This is a genomic window from Aeromonas sp. 600886, assembly GCF_049174935.1.
Classification (GTDB): domain Bacteria; phylum Pseudomonadota; class Gammaproteobacteria; order Enterobacterales; family Aeromonadaceae; genus Aeromonas; species Aeromonas veronii_A.
This window is the reverse complement of sequence record NZ_JAAKUB010000002.1, coordinates 58,640-76,865: the sequence shown is the minus strand read 5'-3', so window position 1 is coordinate 76,865 and position 18,226 is coordinate 58,640. Positions and strand designations below refer to the sequence as shown.

18 protein-coding genes are annotated in these 18,226 nt (G+C 58.4%); 10 read left to right on the top strand and 8 right to left on the bottom strand.

The genetic code is table 11. From position 1 onward, the window contains the following. The first annotated feature begins 210 nt into the window (after positions 1-210). The 6 genes from thiC to thiH are packed head-to-tail and all read left to right on the top strand — an operon-like array spanning position 211 to position 6,824. The gene (gene thiC, locus G5179_RS02245) at positions 211-2,202 is read left to right on the top strand and encodes a phosphomethylpyrimidine synthase ThiC (protein WP_421257794.1); all 1,992 of its coding nucleotides are present in this window, start codon (positions 211-213) and stop codon (positions 2,200-2,202) included. Beyond that, a complete protein-coding gene (gene thiE / locus G5179_RS02240; RefSeq protein WP_421257793.1) occupies positions 2,199-3,827 on the top strand; it encodes a thiamine phosphate synthase in 1,629 nt (542 codons plus the stop codon). The genes thiC and thiE overlap by 4 nt, the downstream gene beginning before the upstream one ends. Continuing rightward, positions 3,817-4,611: a HesA/MoeB/ThiF family protein gene (locus tag G5179_RS02235; protein WP_421257792.1), complete on the top strand. Its 795-nt coding sequence runs from the start codon at positions 3,817-3,819 to the stop codon at positions 4,609-4,611. Before thiE ends, G5179_RS02235 begins: the two co-directional genes overlap by 11 nt. Beyond that, positions 4,608-4,814 (top strand): sulfur carrier protein ThiS, encoded by a 207-nt coding sequence (thiS, locus tag G5179_RS02230; RefSeq protein WP_204478060.1) that lies wholly within the window; start codon positions 4,608-4,610, stop codon positions 4,812-4,814. The genes G5179_RS02235 and thiS overlap by 4 nt, the downstream gene beginning before the upstream one ends. A 1-nt stretch (position 4,815) precedes the next feature. Continuing rightward, positions 4,816-5,583, top strand: coding sequence for a thiazole synthase (locus G5179_RS02225; protein WP_421257791.1), 768 nt, complete (start codon positions 4,816-4,818; stop codon positions 5,581-5,583). Between the two features lie 20 nt (positions 5,584-5,603). Then, the gene (gene thiH / locus G5179_RS02220) at positions 5,604-6,824 is read left to right on the top strand and encodes a 2-iminoacetate synthase ThiH (RefSeq protein ID WP_421257850.1); all 1,221 of its coding nucleotides are present in this window, start codon (positions 5,604-5,606) and stop codon (positions 6,822-6,824) included. Between the two features lie 231 nt (positions 6,825-7,055). Here thiH and G5179_RS02215 read toward each other — a convergent pair whose 3' ends face one another. The 3 genes from G5179_RS02215 to G5179_RS02205 form a co-directional block, all read right to left on the bottom strand. After that, positions 7,056-9,044, bottom strand: coding sequence for an ATP-dependent nuclease (locus G5179_RS02215; RefSeq protein ID WP_421257790.1), 1,989 nt, complete (start codon positions 9,042-9,044; stop codon positions 7,056-7,058). 209 nt (positions 9,045-9,253) lie between these two features. After that, positions 9,254-9,793 carry a GNAT family N-acetyltransferase gene (locus G5179_RS02210; RefSeq protein WP_421257789.1) on the bottom strand — a complete coding sequence of 180 codons (540 nt, stop codon included), beginning with the start codon at positions 9,791-9,793 and terminating at the stop codon, positions 9,254-9,256. Continuing rightward, entirely contained in the window at positions 9,793-10,209 is a 417-nt protein-coding gene (locus G5179_RS02205) for a GNAT family N-acetyltransferase (protein WP_319920162.1), read from the bottom strand. The genes G5179_RS02210 and G5179_RS02205 overlap by 1 nt, the downstream gene beginning before the upstream one ends. Before the next feature lie 287 nt (positions 10,210-10,496). Between G5179_RS02205 and G5179_RS02200 the strand changes: the two genes are divergently transcribed. Further along, positions 10,497-11,078, top strand: coding sequence for a penicillin-binding protein activator LpoB (locus G5179_RS02200; RefSeq protein WP_257725757.1), 582 nt, complete (start codon positions 10,497-10,499; stop codon positions 11,076-11,078). A gap of 89 nt (positions 11,079-11,167) precedes the next feature. On the opposite strand, the gene G5179_RS02195 is transcribed toward G5179_RS02200, so the two are convergent. Next, complete coding sequence (locus G5179_RS02195) at positions 11,168-11,803, bottom strand: Vat family streptogramin A O-acetyltransferase (RefSeq protein ID WP_421257788.1); 636 nt, start codon at positions 11,801-11,803, stop codon at positions 11,168-11,170. A 23-nt stretch (positions 11,804-11,826) separates the two neighbouring features. After that, positions 11,827-12,144 (bottom strand): DUF6968 family protein, encoded by a 318-nt coding sequence (locus G5179_RS02190; RefSeq protein ID WP_058056329.1) that lies wholly within the window; start codon positions 12,142-12,144, stop codon positions 11,827-11,829. 349 nt (positions 12,145-12,493) lie between these two features. Between G5179_RS02190 and G5179_RS02185 the strand changes: the two genes are divergently transcribed. Beyond that, positions 12,494-13,384 carry a sensor domain-containing diguanylate cyclase gene (locus G5179_RS02185; protein ID WP_159158084.1) on the top strand — a complete coding sequence of 297 codons (891 nt, stop codon included), beginning with the start codon at positions 12,494-12,496 and terminating at the stop codon, positions 13,382-13,384. 152 nt (positions 13,385-13,536) lie between these two features. On the opposite strand, the gene G5179_RS02180 is transcribed toward G5179_RS02185, so the two are convergent. Beyond that, a complete protein-coding gene (locus G5179_RS02180) occupies positions 13,537-13,791 on the bottom strand; it encodes a hypothetical protein (protein ID WP_421257787.1) in 255 nt (84 codons plus the stop codon). Between the two features lie 64 nt (positions 13,792-13,855). On the opposite strand from G5179_RS02180, the gene G5179_RS02175 reads away from it, so the two are divergent. Further along, positions 13,856-15,130 (top strand): amino acid permease, encoded by a 1,275-nt coding sequence (locus G5179_RS02175; protein ID WP_421257786.1) that lies wholly within the window; start codon positions 13,856-13,858, stop codon positions 15,128-15,130. A gap of 66 nt (positions 15,131-15,196) precedes the next feature. Here the strand turns inward: G5179_RS02175 and G5179_RS02170 are convergent, their stop codons facing one another. Beyond that, complete coding sequence (locus G5179_RS02170; RefSeq protein WP_421255090.1) at positions 15,197-15,835, bottom strand: exopolysaccharide biosynthesis protein; 639 nt, start codon at positions 15,833-15,835, stop codon at positions 15,197-15,199. A gap of 251 nt (positions 15,836-16,086) precedes the next feature. On the opposite strand from G5179_RS02170, the gene G5179_RS02165 reads away from it, so the two are divergent. Beyond that, a complete protein-coding gene (locus G5179_RS02165; RefSeq protein WP_421257849.1) occupies positions 16,087-16,710 on the top strand; it encodes a porin family protein in 624 nt (207 codons plus the stop codon). A 91-nt stretch (positions 16,711-16,801) separates the two neighbouring features. Here G5179_RS02165 and G5179_RS02160 read toward each other — a convergent pair whose 3' ends face one another. Beyond that, the gene (locus G5179_RS02160; RefSeq protein ID WP_421257785.1) at positions 16,802-17,725 is read right to left on the bottom strand and encodes a GGDEF domain-containing protein; all 924 of its coding nucleotides are present in this window, start codon (positions 17,723-17,725) and stop codon (positions 16,802-16,804) included. Between the last annotated feature and the right edge of the window lie 501 nt (positions 17,726-18,226).

Below are 18,226 nucleotides of genomic sequence, written 5' to 3'. Positions count from 1 at the left end.
ACAGGAGGGAGTCTGTCCCGTCCGGTTGTCCAGCTCGTGGGGCGCCTTGCCCACAGCATGCAGAGAGCGGGAAGCGGCAGAACAGCAGCGCGGAGATCCATCCCGCGCGCACTCCCTCCCGAGATAAACACCCCGCCGCAAGTTCATCTTCTCCTCGAACTCCAGACAAGCAAACACCCATAACTTCAACCAGTTAATGTGAGTTTTGCTATGTCTACTTCCGTATCTGATATCGCCAAATCCAGCCGCCGCGAGCAGCGCTCCAGCGCCCAGGCCTTTATCGACAGCCTCAAGGGGATGGCTCACCCCAACTCCCGCCGCATCTTTATCGAAGGCTCCCGCGCAGATATCCGTGTCCCGCTGCGGGAGATCCAGCTGGCCGACACCTTCGTCGGCGGCACCAAAGACGATCCCAAGTTTGAACCCAACGAGCCGGTGCCGGTCTACGACACCTCGGGCCGTTACGGGGAGGAGGGGGTCGCCATCGATGTGCGCCGCGGCTTGCCGCGCCTGCGGGAGAACTGGGTGCTGGAGCGTGATGATACCGACGAACTGCCGGGGCTCAGCTCCACCTTTACTCAGGAGCGGCTGGCCGATGAGGGGCTGGATCACCTGCGCTTCGAGCATCTGCCGAAACCGCGCCGCGCCAAGCCGGGTCGTCGGGTTACCCAGCTGCACTATGCTCGTGCCGGCATCGTCACTCCCGAGATGGAATTTATCGCCATTCGCGAAAACATGGGCCGTGAGCGGGTGCGCTCCGAGCTCCTGCGCACCCAGCATCCGGGCCGCGATTTCGGTGCCCGCCTGCCCCAGAACATCACCCCCGAATTTGTCCGTGATGAGGTGGCCGCCGGTCGCGCCATCATCCCCAGCAACATCAACCACCCGGAAGCGGAGCCGATGATCATCGGCCGCAATTTTCTGGTGAAGATCAACGCCAACATCGGCAACTCGGCGGTCACCTCCAGCATTGAAGAGGAGGTGGAGAAGCTGGTCTGGTCAACCCGCTGGGGCGCGGACACCGTCATGGATCTCTCCACCGGCCGCTACATCCACGAGACCCGCGAGTGGATCCTGCGCAACAGCCCGGTGCCCATCGGTACCGTGCCCATCTATCAGGCGCTGGAAAAGACCAACGGCATCGCCGAAGACCTCACCTGGGAGCTGTTCCGCGACACCCTGCTGGAGCAGGCCGAGCAGGGGGTGGACTACTTCACCATCCACGCCGGTGTCTTGCTGCGCTTCGTGCCGATGACCGCCAAGCGCCTCACCGGCATCGTGTCGCGCGGCGGCAGCATCATGGCCAAGTGGTGCCTCTCCCACCATAAAGAGAACTTCCTCTACCAGCACTTCCGAGAAATTTGCGAGATCTGCGCCGCCTATGATGTGGCCCTGTCGCTGGGCGATGGTCTGCGTCCGGGCTCCGTCTATGATGCCAACGACGAGGCCCAGTTCGCCGAGCTGCGCACCCTGGGCGAGCTGACCAAGATCGCGTGGGAGTACGACGTGCAGGTGATGATCGAGGGGCCGGGTCATGTGCCGATGCACATGATCGAGCGCAACATGACCGAGCAGCTGGATCACTGCCACGAGGCGCCGTTCTATACGCTGGGCCCGCTCACCACCGACATCGCCCCCGGTTACGATCACTTCACCTCCGGCATCGGTGCCGCGCTCATCGGCTGGTACGGCTGCGCCATGCTCTGCTACGTCACCCCCAAGGAGCATCTGGGGCTGCCCAACAAGGAGGATGTGAAGCAGGGGCTGATTACCTACAAGATCGCAGCCCACGCCGCCGATCTTGCCAAGGGCCACCCGGGCGCCCAGATCCGCGACAACGCCATGTCCAAGGCGCGCTTCGAGTTCCGCTGGGAGGATCAGTTCAATCTGGCCCTCGACCCCGACACCGCCCGCGCCTATCACGACGAGACCCTGCCGCAGGAGTCCGGCAAGGTGGCTCACTTCTGCTCCATGTGCGGGCCCAAGTTCTGCTCCATGAAGATCACTCAGGACGTGCGCGACTACGCAGCAAAGCTTGAGGCCGTGGAAATCAAGCTGGTCGGTATGGATGGTCAGCAGGAGCAGGTAGTGGCTCAGGTGGAGAGCGGCATGGCCCGCATGGCGGAGACCTTCAAGGAGACTGGCGGCGAGATCTACCATCAGGCAGCTGCGCTGAAACAGGCCGCAGGGGAGGAGGCGTGATCAGCGCAAGCGGGGCTGTCAGCCCCGCCGACCTGTCGCCCGTGACCGACTCGCGACCCTTGGGTTGTGATCTCAAAATGAGAGTCTGGACCATAGCCGGTTCCGACTCCGGCGGCGGCGCCGGCATTCAGGCCGACTTGCACACATTGCACGACCTCGGCGTGCACGGCTGCTCGGTCATCTCCGCCATTACCGCCCAGAACTCGGTGGCGGTGAAGATGGTCGACCCCGTGCTGATGCAGACCTTCACCGCCCAGATCGACGCCCTTGGCGTCGATCTGCCGCCCGCAGCCATCAAGATTGGCCTGCTGCCGACCCGGCTTCACGTTGAGGTGCTGGCCCGCCGACTGGCTGCCATCGAGGCTCCCTTCGTGGTCTACGACCCGGTGGCCATCGCCAGCACCGGCACCCCGATGGCGGAGCCTAATATGCTGGAGGCGGTGCGCGAGCAGCTGCTGCCACGTCTGTCGCTTATTACCCCCAACGGCCCCGAGCTGGAAGCCCTGACCGGACTGCCGGTCAGCAGCCCCGAACTGGTGCGCCTTGCCGCCCGCCGCCTGCGTGAACTCGGCGCCCGCGCCGTGCTGGTCAAGGGGGGGCATCTGGAGTGGAGCGGCGATCTCTGCCTCGACTACTACCAGGATGAGACCCGCGAATTCTGGCTCGCGGCGCCGCGCCTCGACACCCGCCACGGCCATGGCACCGGCTGCTGCTACGCCAGCGCCATCGCCGCCGTGGTGGCGCAGGATTATCCGATGGAAGATGCCATCACCCTTGCTCGTGCCTACCTGCAACAGGGGTTGGCGGCGGCGCAGGGGGTGGGTGCAGGCCCGGGCCCCATCGCCCATCTCGGCTGGCCAGCCGACCTTGCCCACTTCCCCCGCGCCGTGCTGGCAGGTTCAACCCTCGATCGCCGTTTCGGACTTTATGAAACAAGCCGCGCCCGCCTGCCGCAGGGCCCCTTCGCGCCGACCGAACATAACCTCGGCCTCTATCCGGTGGTCGATTCGGTCAAGTGGCTGCGCCGCCTGCTGGGGCAGGGGGTCAAGACCATCCAGCTGCGGATCAAGAATCTGCCCGCCGCTCAGGTGGCACCGGCCATTCGCGATGCGGTAGCGCTTGGTCACCGCCATGGGGCGCGGCTCTTTATCAACGACTACTGGCAGCAGGCCATTGAGGCGGGTGCCTGGGGCGTGCATCTGGGGCAGGAGGATATGGAGACAGCCGATCTCGCCGCTATTCAGGCCGCCGGGCTGCGCCTTGGCATCTCCACCCATGGCTACTTCGAGCTGATGCGGGCCCGCGAGCTGGCCCCCTCCTACATAGCGCTCGGCCATATCTTCCCGACCAATACCAAGGCGATGCCTTCGCATCCGCAGGGGCTGGTGCGGTTGCACCGCTACCGCGCCCTGATGGCGGACTGGCCGACGGTGGCCATCGGCGGCATCAGCGAGGAGCGGGTGGCGGCGGTCAAGGCAAGCGGGGTCGGCAGTATCGCGCTGGTCTCGGCCATCACTGCCAGCGACGACTGGCAGGGGGCGACCGAGCGGCTGCTCGCGGCCGTGGGGGCGGGGGATGAGCCACGCTCGGCCACCGTTATACGGGAGGCAGAACATGCGCTCTGATGCTGCTTCTCTTGGTGACAAAGAGTATTTGAGATACGGCCGCCAGCTGATGCTGGCGGAAGTGGGGGAGGCGGGTCAGGCACGGCTGAAAGATAAGTCCGTGCTGATCGTCGGTCTCGGCGGGCTCGGCTCGCCGCTGGCCCTCTATCTGGCTGGCGCCGGTGTGGGCACCTTGTGGCTGGCCGATGGCGATACGGTCGATTCCAGCAATCTGCCGCGCCAGATCCTGTTCGATAGCGAGGCGGTCAACCACTCCAAGGCGGAGCTGGCCCGCGAGCGCTTGGCCGCCCACAACCCGCTGGTGGAGCTGATTGCCATCAACCAGCGGCTCGATGCTGCCAGCCTGCCGGAGTTTGTGGCCGAGGTGGATCTGGTGATCGACTGCTGCGACAACCTCGCCACCCGCCAGGCCATCAACGCCGCCTGCGTGGCTCAGGACAAGCCCTGGATCTCCGCCGCCGCAGTGGGTTGGCAGGGGCAGCTGATGGCGCGTACCAGCACGGATCACGCCTGCTACGCCTGCCTCTATCCGCTGGATACCACGCTCTCCCAGAGCTGCGAGACCAGTGGCGTCACTGGCCCGCTGGTCGGGGTAATGGGCTCCTTGCAGGCGCTGGAGGCACTGAAAGTGTTGCTCGGTCTGCCGAGCCCGGTTGCCGGCACCCTGCGCCGTTTCGATGCGCTGGCCCATCAGTGGCAGACCCTCACTCTGGCTCCCGACCCCGATTGCCCGGTTTGCGGGCAGCGCCGATGCCCGACACACGATAAGGAGATCACCCCATGACCCTCACCATCCGACTCAACGATAAAGCGCAGCCGCTGACGGCAGGGCAGAGCGTGGCCGACCTGCTGGCGGCGCAAGACGTTAATCCACAGGGGGTAGCGGTGGCCCTTAACGGCACCGTGCTACCCCGAGGCCGCTGGGCCGAGACCCGTCTCAATGACGGAGACGAACTTCACCTTTTCACCGCCATTGCGGGAGGCTGACATGCTGAAAATTGCCGATCACACCTTCTCATCGCGCCTCTTTACCGGCACCGGCAAGTTTGCCCGCCCGGATCTGATGGCCGCCGCCATCGAGGCGAGTGGCTCCCGGCTGGTCACCATGGCCATCAAGCGGCTCGAACCGGGCAAGGCCCACGACGATATCCTGAGCCCCTTGCTGCAACTCGGGGTCAAGCTGCTGCCCAACACCTCTGGCGCCAAGACCGCCGCCGAGGCAGTGTTTGCCGCCCACCTCGCCCGCGAGGCGCTGGGGACGAACTGGCTGAAGCTGGAGATCCACCCCGACCCGCGCTATCTGCTGCCCGATCCCATCGAGACGCTGAAAGCCGCCGAGCTGCTGGTGAGAGAGGGCTTTGTGGTGCTGCCCTACTGCGGCGCCGACCCCGTGCTCTGCAAGCGGCTGGAAGAGGTGGGCTGCGCCGCCGTGATGCCGCTCGGTGCGCCCATCGGCTCCAATCAGGGGCTGGTGACCCGGGAGTTTCTCTCCATCATCGTCGAGCAGGCCAATGTGCCTGTGGTGGTGGATGCGGGGATCGGTGCACCGAGCCATGCGGCCGCTGCCTTTGAACTGGGCGCCGATGCCGTGCTGGTCAACACCGCCATTGCGGTGAGCGGCGATCCGGTCGCCATGGGCCGCGCCTTTGCACTGGCCTGCACCGCCGGTCGCAGCGCCTATGAAGCTGGCCTTGGCGCCCGCGCCCTGCAGGCGCAAGCCTCCAGCCCGCTCACCGATTTTCTGGGGGCGTTATGAGTCATGAAACAGGGGCGACCATGAACATCTCCCCCTTGCCCCAAGGGCAGCCAGAGGTTTGCCTCCCTCTCCCTCTGGGAGAGGGGCTGGGGGTGAGGGCGCCGGGGGGGAGGGCTAAGGAGCCTTCCTTTCTCGACCGCTGGTTCGAACTTGAGTGGGACGATATCGGCATGCAGATCCGCGCCAAAACTGCCGCCGATGTGGCCCGCGCCCTGAGTGCTCCGCGCCGCACTCTGGGCGATTTTATGGCGCTGATCTCCCCTGCCGCCGAAGTCTATCTACCGCAGATGGCGGCCGAGGCCGAGCGGCTGACCCGCCAGCGCTTTGGCAACACCATCGGCTTCTATGTGCCGCTCTATCTGTCGAACCTCTGCGCCAACGACTGCACCTACTGCGGCTTCTCCATGAGCAACCGCCTCAAGCGCAAGACCTTGAATACAGAGGAGATTGAGCGCGAGTGTCTGGCCATCAAGGCGCGCGGTTTTGACAGCGTGCTGCTGGTGACCGGCGAGCACGAGCACAAGGTGGGGCTCGCCTATTTTCGCGAGGTGATGCCCATCATCCGCCGCCACTTCAGCACGGTGGGGATGGAGGTTCAGCCCCTCTCGCAGGCTGACTATGCCGAACTGAAGAGCCTCGGCCTCGATGCCGTCATGGTTTATCAGGAGACCTACCACGCCCCCACCTACGCCCGCCACCATCTGCGTGGCAACAAGCGGGATATCGCATGGCGCCTCGCCACGCCGGATCGGCTGGGCCGCGCCGGTATCGACAAAATCGGGTTGGGGGCGCTGATCGGCCTCTCCTCGGACTGGCGCGCCGACAGCTACTTTGTCGCCGAGCATCTGAGCTGGCTTGAGCGCCACCACTGGCAGAGCCGCTACTCGCTCTCCTTCCCGCGCCTGCGCCCCTGCACCGGTGGGCTGGAGCCTTCCGTGGTCATGTCGGATCGCCAATTGGCCCAACTTATCTGCGCCTGGCGCCTCTTCTCACCGACGCTGGACTTGTCGCTCTCGACCCGCGAGTCGGCCGCGTTTCGCAACGGCGCGGTGCGCCTTGGCATTACCCAGATGTCGGCCGAGTCGCGCACCCAGCCGGGGGGCTATGCCGAGGGAGATGCCGAGGAGCTGGAGCAGTTCGCCATCCACGACGACCGCCCGGTGGGGGAGGTGGCCGCCGCTGTGCGGCAGGCCGGGTTGCAGCCGGTGTTCAAGGACTGGGAGCCGTTTTTGGGGAGATAGAGGGTGATTTCACTTTGCCATACGCAGATCGGGGAGTGTGATGCCGAAACTCAATAGCTATTCGCGGTAAACGTTGGGCTTCGCAAGCTCAGCCACAACCTACATCTGTGGTAGGTTGGCGCTGAGCGTAGCGAAGCCCAACATACGAGATCCAATCAGCAATGGCTGGTTTGGAGTAAGGGCCGGAATGAATAGCAAAGTTCGGCAGACCGAATGAGTTGATAGCCTTTATTATTTTTGATGCATTCGACCGCGCTCGTTCAAAAAGCGAGCAAATCTATGTATTTCTGGAAAACCAACAGCCCCATTAGAGAACATTTTATCTAGGGAAAAATAAAAGTAATCTTCTATGTAGGATGGTTCTAATGAAATACAGGAAATAATTCCAGAGATAATATCCTTAAAGTCATCTTTATCGCATGAGTGTGAAATATCACATTGATTTAGCTTTTCTATAGAGTATGTCATATATGTATGGTAATACATGGTATCTTGACAACCGAATATTTTTATTATGTTTGATGGGTTTTTTAAAAGGGATTTTTTGATGTGGTTAGACCTAGCTGTCAATTGTCCAGTAACTTTTTCTGAGTGCTTTTTGTTTAAGAGCCGTTCCTTGTGACTTGCTATATGTTGAGACCAATACATCTCAATAATAGTGCTAATGTACTCTGCTGTGAATTCGTCACTTTTGTACATTGAAGTAATAAAATGAGTAAAGCTTTGCTTGTTGGTGAATATTGATGATTCAATAGTGTAGCTCTCCCATATAAAACAATCTATGGAGATTTCCTCCTTTAATTTATCAATCAGGTTATTTGTCTGGTCTTTTGTTAAACAATCACTATCAATAATTATTTTCGATTTGTCCCATAACGGTTCACTAGAGCCAATACCATCAAGAAATGATTTGAAATGTTTTATTTCTTGTAGCAAGGAATCAACTCCCTTGAATGACCAGAACGCACAGTTTATATCCAGCTCATACATTTCAAGTATTTTCTTAATATATTTTATGTCATCAATACCTTCAACAAGTAAGATTAGGTCTGCTTCAATAAAGCCAATGATATCTAAGGAGGATGTTGAGTGAATTTTACTTATTATAGATGAGTGATGATCTATGCCAGCTCCTTTTTGTCTTTGGGTATTACTTTCTGATATGATTGGGTAAATGTTAGTTTTATCTGAGGTACAAATATTCTCTTCTATATGAAAGATGTTCTTAGGATTAGTTGAACGAATTAACCCTTCATTATGCGTTGTTAGAAAAATTTGTGTTGCAGCCGTTTTTTTCTGTAGTGTTTGGATAAGTCTTTTCTGGATGTCTCTATGTATGTGTGAATCCGGTTCATCTAAGAGTATTAAGTTAAGATCTTTTTCTTCCTCATAACATGTCAGAAGTAAGCCTATAATTTGTAATGTTCCACTTCCTAGCAAAGATACATCTTTATAACTTAGCTCAATGCCCATCCTTATACTGACATTAATGTTTGTATCTTTATTTATATCGCTTTCAATACTAAAGTATATTTTATTTTTGTTATTGTTTAAGATGTATGAAACATCATTTGAGAATGCCTCAAAAGCCTCTTTTTGTTTGGACAGAAGATAAAGTCTATTTCTTATGTAAGACGATGACTCTCGAGATGTCACACGGTTCTTTATGATCGGTTTTGTTGCAAATTCCTCATATGCTGGAATTACTGCTATAGGAAGAGCAAAGTAGCAGCCAATTGGTTCGGGAAGATGTTTAAATGAGCTGTTGAACCACTCAAAATCAAATTCATCATGATCTTTAAGGATTATCTCATAATTACTACTGCCAGATGCTCCCCTAATTTTGAAACAAATTTCTTTGGTTGTCCCATTATTATCAAAAAATGACAATCCAATTTCAATTTGATTAGAAATGGTCAACTCATAGAAAATATCACTAAATCGATAGCTCCGTACAGAATGTATAGCCCGATAATCAAAGTAATTCTGTGCTTTCTTCCCTAGACGGTAATAACCTGATTTTATAGTTGTTCCACGCGTAGCCTTCTTTGCCATCATTAACAGAAGAGAAAAGCATTCATGCCATAATGCAATTGCTTCAAGAATGGTCGTCTTGCCACTATTATTTGTGCCAGTTATTACGTTAAGGCTTTCATCAGCATGAAACATGGTGTTTCTATATGCTTTGAAGTTGTTTATATATATGCTTTTTATTTTCAATTTTATCTCTTGCAATATGTTTTTATGTTATTGACTAGTTTAACTCTTATTGGGTTTTATATGAAGCTTTTTGGACTGGACGAAATGCTATGAACTCCACGTTTTCAACAGTGAAGTAATAACTATGTGTAAAGGGTAAACATCATGTGTGGTGACTATCACTATTAACCCTCCAGAATTGTGCAGAGTGTCTCTACTACAGAATTAAGCTACTCGGGAATAAGAGCATAGATATGTGCATCAAGAGGCTGGCCATGTAGGAAGATGCGATTCCTTGCCCGGCACTCAAAGGTTGCCCCAGCGGCGATGGCAACGGCTTCGCTGGCGCTGTTGCCAACTTCCATCACGATCTCAAGCCGAAATAGGCCCAACTGCTGAAAGCCAAAGTCACGGAGCAGGGCGACCGCCTGTCGGGCGATGCCGCAGCCTTGGCGGGATTGCCGCACCCAATAGCCGATATTGCCGTAGCGGTGATGGGGCGACAGCTGGTTGATACCTGCGCCACCCAAAAGCTGGCCGGTGGTGGCGCAGAAGATGCCCATGTCAAAGGCACGTCCCGCCGCACGATCCTGATCGCAGCTGGCAAACCACTCCAGCGCGCTCTCCCGGGTAAATGAAGGGGAGCACCAGCTCATCCATTGGCCGACCGTCTCGATGGATTCGTGGGCCGCGTGGACAAACTCGTCGGCATCGGCCGGTTCGAACGGGCGGATCACGATATTGGCATTGGCAAGGGGCTGGAATGTCATCACTTGTCCTGCTTTTTCAGAAAGTAACTGATATGCCCCGGCGGCATATCGGGCAGCTGGCCAAAGACTTCGTAACCCTGCTTCTGATAGAAGGGGAGGGCCTGAAAACTGGTGGTTTCCAGATGGTAGTTGCTGATGCCTTTGCTTTGGGCGTACTGCTCCATGGCGCCGAGCAGGCGGCCGCCCCAGCCATCGCGGCGGATGCTTTCGTCGATCCAGAGCCAGTCAACATGCAGCCAGCCCCACTTGATGTCGGCGATGATGCCGCCGTGTACCTTGCCCTCTTTATCCTTGATAAAGCTTGCGATCCGCTCGCGCAGATGGGTGCCGGCGTGATCCTTGTTGAAGCCCGAGAGGCCAATGCGCAGCGCTTCGATCTCATCGTCCTGAGGCGGTTGGGGTGGGGTGAGTTGCATAGTGCTTCCTGCTTGAGTGTGATGATCTCTGTCGGGTTGCGACGTGTTGTGCGCCGGGCTTACCGCTGCGTTACTGTTGATGTTTTACCGACACTACCCTAACGGAATCGGGTGGAGCCGTGCCAGCTTTTTCGTGGGCCCAGGTTCGCCAGTCTCTGTCGCCCTGTGGTGGTGGGCGTATCGACCCCGCCGGGGTTTGTCCCTAGCATAAGGAGGATGCGGGGCAGGGGCTCCGCCATGCGGGCATGTGTTGATGCCCGTTTACGGATTTCTGGCGGAGAGAAAAGATGAAGCTGCGTTCCTTGTTGATGGTGGGGGCCCTGCTGCTGGGCGGTTGTGCGGTCAATCCCTACGGTGGTACTCAGGCTCCTGTCAGTGAACCCGATCAGCCAGTGAGCCAGCCGGACAAGCCGGTGACCAAACCGGATAGCGGGGACGTTCAGCCCAAGCCGGTGGCGCCGACCGGACTGGCGCAGGCCATGGCCGATCTCTTTGTGCAGGCCCCCGAGGTGCGGGAGCTGGCGCAAACCGGTCAGCCGGTGCTGCTGCTCACCCCGCCCCAGAACGGCACCGGCGAGCCGGTGGACACCCGCGCCATGGCGGCGGCCATGAGCAAGCGCATCCAGAGCAAGAGCGGTTTTCACTTTGTCGACCAAGGGCAGGTGGCAGCCATCACCGGCCAGCTGGAGTATCAGCAGGGCAGGATGAACCCGGCCTCCCTTGTGCGGCTTGGCCGTCAGACCGGCGCCGGCTACATGCTCTACGGGGATCTGGTGACAGAGGGGAGCCGTTATCGGTTGTCGATGACCCTGATGGAGCTGCGCAGCGGCGAGCTGATCTGGAGCGGTAGTCGCTCCGCCAGCCACTGAGCGGTCTGCGACCAATCAAAAAGAGGGTTGAGTGCCTGTACGCTCAACCCTCTTCTCATTTCTGGCCCTATGCCTGATGGGGCTTGTCTCTAGCGGATTGCCGCTTCCAGCGCGGCTATCTCGCCGCCGCTGATGAGCGGCAGGTTGCGGCTGATCTGCTCCACCGGCCAGTCCCACCAGGCGATGGCGTTGAGACGGGCGATGGTGTCGTCGTCGAAGCGGTAGCGGATCACTTTGGCCGGGTTGCCGCCGACCACGGCGTAGGCGGGCACGTCACCGGTGACCACGGAGCGGGCGGCGATAATGGCGCCGTTGCCGACCTTTACCCCCGGCATGATCAGAGCCTCATAGCCAATCCAGACATCGTTGCCGATCACGGTATCGCCCTTGTAGGGGAGGCTGCCCGGGGCGGGGGCGGCGCTCTCCCAACCGTTGCCGAAGATAAAGAAGGGGTAGGTGGAGAAGCCGGAGGTCTGGTGGTTGGCGCCGTTCATGATGAACTTCACCCCGCGGGCGATGGCGCAGAACTTGCCGATGATGAGCTTGTCGCCGATGAAGGGGAAGTGGTAGAGGACGTTGCGCTCGAAGCCCGCCGAATCCTCCGGGTCGTCGTAATAGGTGTAGTCACCCACCTCGATATTGGGCCCCTTGATGGTGTTCTTGATAAAACACACCTGGGGGAAGCCATTCATGGGGTGGGGATTGGCGGGGTCGGGTCCGTGCATCCGGGCTCCTAGGGTTGGCCGGGCTAGAGCGCCGGGAAGTAGCAGGCGCTCATGTCGATAGGGTGATCGGGGCAGCCTGGCAGATAGAATTGCCAGCCCGCATCGGAGAAGGCGCGCAGTTCAGTTTCGACAAACTTGATGGCGAGGCTCAGGGCCTGCAGGCTGTCGATGCCGTAGATAAAGGTTTTGTCGCTCAGCCCCGCCAGCTTCACCTTGCAGCGCCAGTCACCGCTGGCGGACTTGGGATCCGGCTCGGGGGCCTTGATGGCGATCTTGAGGGTGAGCTGTTCCCCTTCGGTACTGATAGCGTCGAAGCGGGCGGTAACGATGGCGTTTTTCATCTGGCGATTCCTTTTCCGTGGTACAGCCCCTGCGGTTGCGGGGGGGCTGGCGTTCCTGATGGCTGATGAGGTGAAAACTGGACTCGTGACGGCCAGCGTAAATGAACTTGTGAGTTGAAACAATGAGATATCATTGAGCGAGGGAGGGGCCATCCGCCACTGCGAACGGTCGCAAGTCAGAGCGGCGGTGGGCGCAGGCAATCCTTGCTGGCCGAGACGTCTGCATGCTGCTAGATGTAAAGGGTTGTTGGCTATGACGGCAGATTTTTCTCCGTTGCCGATGAGGGCGAGTGAGTCCTTTTAAGGCAGAATATCTCCCCCTGTTTGACCCTAACGTACAGGAGTCTCCGTGGCGCTTTCGGTAACCCAGCTTTATGAAGTGATGGCCCAACTGCCAGATCCCATCTTCATCCTCAGTGAAGATGGTTATTACGTGGAATATATCGGCGGCATGGAGCAGCAATCCTATCACGATGGCAATCCGCTGGCGGGCAAGCAACTGGCCGATGTGCTGCCACCCGAGATGGCCATGTGGGTCAAGGCACAGGTTGCCGAGTCACTGGCGAGCGGTCAGGTGCGGGTGGTGGAGTATGAGCTATCAGCAGCCGAGGTGGGGGGGATCAATGCCGCCGTCGGGCCGCAGGGGGTACAACGCTTCGAGGGCAAGATTGCCCCGCTGCCCTCCCTCTATGACGGCAAGCGGGCGGTGGCCTGGGTGACTCGCAATATTACCCGCCAGTACGAGTTGCAGCAGCGACTGCAGCGCCAGAGCGAGACCGATCAGCTGACCGGTCTCTACAACCGCCGCTTCTTCTTCGAGCACTGCCAGCCGCTGCGGACAGGGGAGGCGCCCTGTGGCCTTATCATGCTCGACATCGATCACTTCAAGCAGATCAACGATCACTACGGCCATCAGCAGGGAGATCGGGCCTTGCAGCGATTCAGTGGCTGCATCGATGCCCTGTTGCGTGCGGACGATCTCTTTGTGCGCAGCGGCGGCGAGGAGTTTCTTATCCTGTTGCCACGGATCGATGAGGCCGGTTTGCTGCAGATGGCGGAGCAGATCCGTGCTGCTGTCGAAGCATTGCCTGCCGATCCGGTCGCCATCACGGTCAGTCTGGGCACAACCCTGGTGCAGCCGGAGGAGGAGATCAATCAGGCGCTGGCCCGGGCCGACGAGTGGCTCTATCAGGCCAAGCGGGCAGGGCGCAACCGGGTGGCACACTGCCCGGCACGCTGAGCTGATTGGTCCTGTTATTGGCAGACATCACCTTTCCTTTTGCCATAAATAAATTGGCTGACATCACTGTCAATTAGTCGAAAAGTTGGCCGAATTATTTCACTCATATTCCACAGCTTAAGGTGTTAATATTATCGGCCTGATCGCTGGTCTTATTTGTGTTGTTGGGCAACAGCATGAGGTTTTATCGGTATGTTATCAAAAGGGTTTGGATCTGGTTCTGGATGACGAATGTGACACATTTCATTGTCTTTTGAAACAATCCGATTCAAACGGTCATGAATTATTAACCTTGACCAGGTTGGCGATTTCAACGATGGTAGCGTGGCAGCTCCGTTTCTCTCCGGTGGCTCTGTTGGCCGCTGGCGGCGTTGTTTTTTCATGTGCAGGGCGATATGCAACGACATATCTCCAGCCTGTTATTCGGGCCAATAAAAATAATGATGACAGACTAATAAGGTATATATTGCAATGAGTGTTTCTATTGCTGAAAAGAGTAACTCTGTTTCAAAATTGAAATGGGAGAAAAGCGATTCGGTATGGACCATGGGCCTATATGCCACTGCTGTCGGTGCCGGTACGTTATTTCTTCCTATTACTGTCGGCAGTAATTCCCCGGTTATTTTGCTGTTTATTTTATTGCTGGCTTTTCCGCTCTCTTATTATTCCCACCGGGCATTGAGCCGCTTTGTGCTCTCCAGCTCCCATAAGGAAGGGGATATCACCCATGTGGTGGAGGAGCACTTCGGTGCCAGGGCGGGCAAGCTGCTGATGCTGGTCTATCTGATGGCCTTCTACCCCATCATTCTGGTCTACAGCATCTCCATCACCAATGCGATCCAGAGCTTCGTGGTACATCAGCTGGGGGATGCCGAGCTTCCCCGCGGCTTGCTGGTGCTGGGGGTGATGCTGGGCCTGCATCTGGTGCTGCTGGCCGGCAAACAGATCGTGGTGTCGGCCATCAGCGTGCTGGCGCTGCCCATGGTCGCCTTTCTGATTGGCCTCTCCATCTATCTGCTGCCCCAGTGGAGCCTCTCCTATTTCACAGAGAGTCAGGCAGTGGAGTGGCGTGACCCGGCGTTCTGGAAATCCCTCTGGCTGATCGTGCCGGTGATGGTCTTCTCCTTCAGTCATGCGCCCATTATCTCCTCCTTCAGCGCGGCGCAGAAAAAGCGCTGTCAGGAGAGTGCCGACCTGCGTGCCAAGCGGATCATCAAGTACAGCAGCATGCTGATTTGCGGCAGCGTGCTCTTCTTCGTGGTGAGCTGCGTGATGAGCCTGAGTCAGGCCGAGATGGCGCTGGCCCGCACCGACAATATCTCCGTGCTGTCGGCGCTGGCGAACAAGTTTTCCAATCCGCTGATCGCCTATGTGGGGCCGCTTATCGCCATTCTGGCCATGTCCAAATCCTTCCTCGGCACCTCCATGGGGGTTAGCGAGGGGACGGTGAGCATGGTGAGCGGTGCCTGTCAGGGGCTGGGGCTCTCTCTCAAGGAGTCGACCATCGCCCGGGTGTCGTCGGTGATCCTGTTTATGGTGACCGCCCTCATCACCTATCTGAACCCCAATGTGCTCGACATCATCGAGCGCGTCAGTGGCCCGCTGATCGCGGTGATCCTGTTTCTGCTGCCGGCCTGCTCCATCTATCGCTTACCCGCACTCAAGCGTTATCGCGGGCCGAGTACCCTTTTTGTGTTGGTGATGGGGCTGCTTGCCATCTCGGCCCTTATCTACGATCTGCTTTGACCGGGCAGTATCCCGCACAAATCCAAAAGGGCGACCATCTGGTCGCCCTTTTTCTGTGCATCGGGGTTAGCCGAGCAGGCCGGTGGCGCTCTGGCCCGCCATCAGCAAGCCGATGGCCAGCACGCTGAACCAGACCAGGGTCGCACTTACCAGCAGATAGCCGCTGGCAACGAACAGACCGTCCCGCTGCAACATGCCGGTGCAGAGCAACAGGATGGCCCAAGCAGGCATGGCATTGGTGAAGGGGATGGCGCCCAGGGGTAGCATCAGCAGCAGGGCGGCCAGCATGATCAGCAGACCGTTGCAGCGGTTGACCGTGCTGCTGCCGGTCAGCACCAGCAGACGCGGGCGGATAACGCGATCGACACGGGCCAGCAGATCTGCCCCCTTGTGCAGGGTCGGCTTGAGCTGGTCGGCGGCGAAGCGGCGCTCCATCAGGATGGCGGGTAGCCAGGGCACCCGGTTGAGGGTGATGCCTATACCGATAAAAAGGATCAGCAGGCCAAACGGGGTGCTGACACCGGGGATGGAGACCGGCAACAGAAAGGGGACGGTGAGCAGCACGCAAAACAGCAGCATGCCCTGTTCGCCCACCAGCTCCAGCATCTGGCGCAGGCTGATGTGGCTTTCGTCGATGGCGTGCGCGGTGGCCCGCAGGGTATCCGCGAGGGTGGTTTGGGGGTCGTGAAGTTGCGCGGCAACCATTCCCTGATGTCCTTCTGAGTGGTGATGACTGGTCCCTATGACCCGCTTTGGCGCCAGCATACGTGGCAGAGGTTAACCGTCGATGAATGGTGGCGGGGAGTACGGCAAGGCCACAATGGTACTGCTTTGCCGCGCCATCGATGAGTGTGATCCCCCCCATGAAAGTGATCCGGTACAGCCGCCGTTTAGGATGGGCCTAGGACGCCTCTGGTATGCTTTCTGCACAATCACACAGGGAGCAGGGGATGATGATGAAGAGAGCCGGGATAGTGATGATGGGGCTGTTGCTGCCACTGGGTCAGGCCTGGAGTAGTGAGGCAGCAACCACATCCGGTTGGCAGGTGACGCCGTTTTTCGGCTACAGCTCAGCCATCGACTTCGAGAAGAGTGACGAGGTGGTGCAGCCGGTCTCGCGCTCGGCCTCGCTCGATTCACTGCAGGGGCAGGGCTCTGGCAGTTGGGGTCTCTTTATCAGCAAGGAGGTGGATGATCCGGGCATGATCGAGCTGCTCTACAGCCATCAGTCCACCACCCTCTCTCCCGACCAGCCGGATCGCCTGACGGTGGACATCCTGCACTTTGCCGGTGCTCTGACCCTCTCTGACAACCTGATGGCGCCCTATATCGGCGCCGGGATCGGGGTGACCCGCTTTGCCGCTTACGACAGCGAGGTGACCCCTTCCATGTCGCTGGCGCTCGGGGTGCAACCGCGCCTCGCCGAGCTTCTGGCGCTGCGGGCCGAGGTGCGCGGTTATGGCTCGCTGGTTAACGACAACAACCAGTTTCTCTGCAACCCGGAGCAGTGCGTGTTCAAGGTACGCGGGGAGCTGGTGACCCAGTGGCAGGCCAATATCGGTCTTACCTTCCGCTTTTAGGTGGGGGGATTTCCCCCCATAAAACAGGGGCCCCTGGGCCCCTGTTTCAGCAGCAATGTTCCGCAGTGACCGGCAATCAACCGGCAGCTCTTCACGCCTCTTTATTAGTCGGCGTCGCCCATACCGCGCAGTTTCTACCCGCCTCCTTGGCGCCATAAAGCGCCTGATCCACCCGTTTGAACAGCGAGACGGCCGGCTCCCCGGGCTCGCGGATCCCCATCCCCAGACTGACCGTCATGGTATGGGTCGGGTCGGGGGCTATGGTGCGGGTCGCAGTGAGCAGGGTGTTGGTCAGTTGCTGCAAATCGGCTTCGTGAGCGACGGGCAGCAGCAGGGCAAACTCTTCACCACCGACGCGGGCCGCCAGCGCACCCGGTGGGCAGTGCTGTTGCAACAGCTCGCCAAACTGCTGCAACACCCGATCCCCGATATCGTGGCCGTAGTTGTCATTGATCCGCTTGAAGTGATCCAGGTCCAGCAGGATGAGGGCATGGCAAACCCCTTGCTCCAGAAACAGCTGCTGATGAAAGTAGCGCCGGTTTGGCAGCTTGGTCAGATCGTCAAACAGCGCCTGCTCTCTGAGCCGGGTATTGATATGAAAGAGGTGGTGCATGGTGCTCAGGATGCCGATGCTGCTGAGCAGGATGCCGCTGGAGCGCAGCAGATCCTCGGCATAGATGGCGAGCCAGAGCGGCTGCGCCACCAGCTCATCCATGATGTCGGCGGTGGCCCCCATGAGCCACAGCATCAGACCGCAGGAGAGCATGCGGTAGGTGTGGGTGGGCAGGTGGGCGCACTGCACCACCCAGAACAGGAACAGCATGGTGAGCCAGTTGATCACCTCGAAGCCAAAGCTGACGGCGTAAAAGCGCTCGTAGGGGAAGTGGGGCAGCAGCAACAGATGAAGGGTCATGATGGCCAGCATCAATCCCCCCAGCAACAAGATGTGGGAACGATGCTCCCGATCGAGCTGATGGTAGTGGGAGAGGCTGATATCGAGACGATCAAACTGCATGGTGTTCCTCGGATTGGGCCCGCCATCACGTTGCAAACAAGGCGCTGCGTAATGGTATGCCGTAGTCGGATAACAGAAACGGCTGGTCTGCCAGTGTAAACGAGTTGGCCCGCAGCGCGCGATATCGAGGGCTTCAGCTTGTGGGCTGGTTCAGGATTTGCGCATTTGTGGTGCGCCGGCCATGCCCTGCCCTGTGACAGGGCGGTTCAGTACCGGTTAGCGCAGAGCGTGCGCCATTTTGGTGCGTTAACGATGGCTGAGATAGTTAATTTAATGATTTTTAAGGATTTAAAATTATGGCTCACTTTATGCTTTTTTACATGTCAGACGGTCTCTTGCGCTCATCGGCGGCAGACGCAGTGATGAGGAAGTGGCAAGAGGCATCCCCGTGCCGGGCGCGGGTGTGATTCTGGCGGGTTGCAGCAACACCTTGCGGTTCGCCACAGATTCAATCAGGGAAACGGAGCCGGTCTTGTACCGGTACGACAGGGAAGGAGAGTG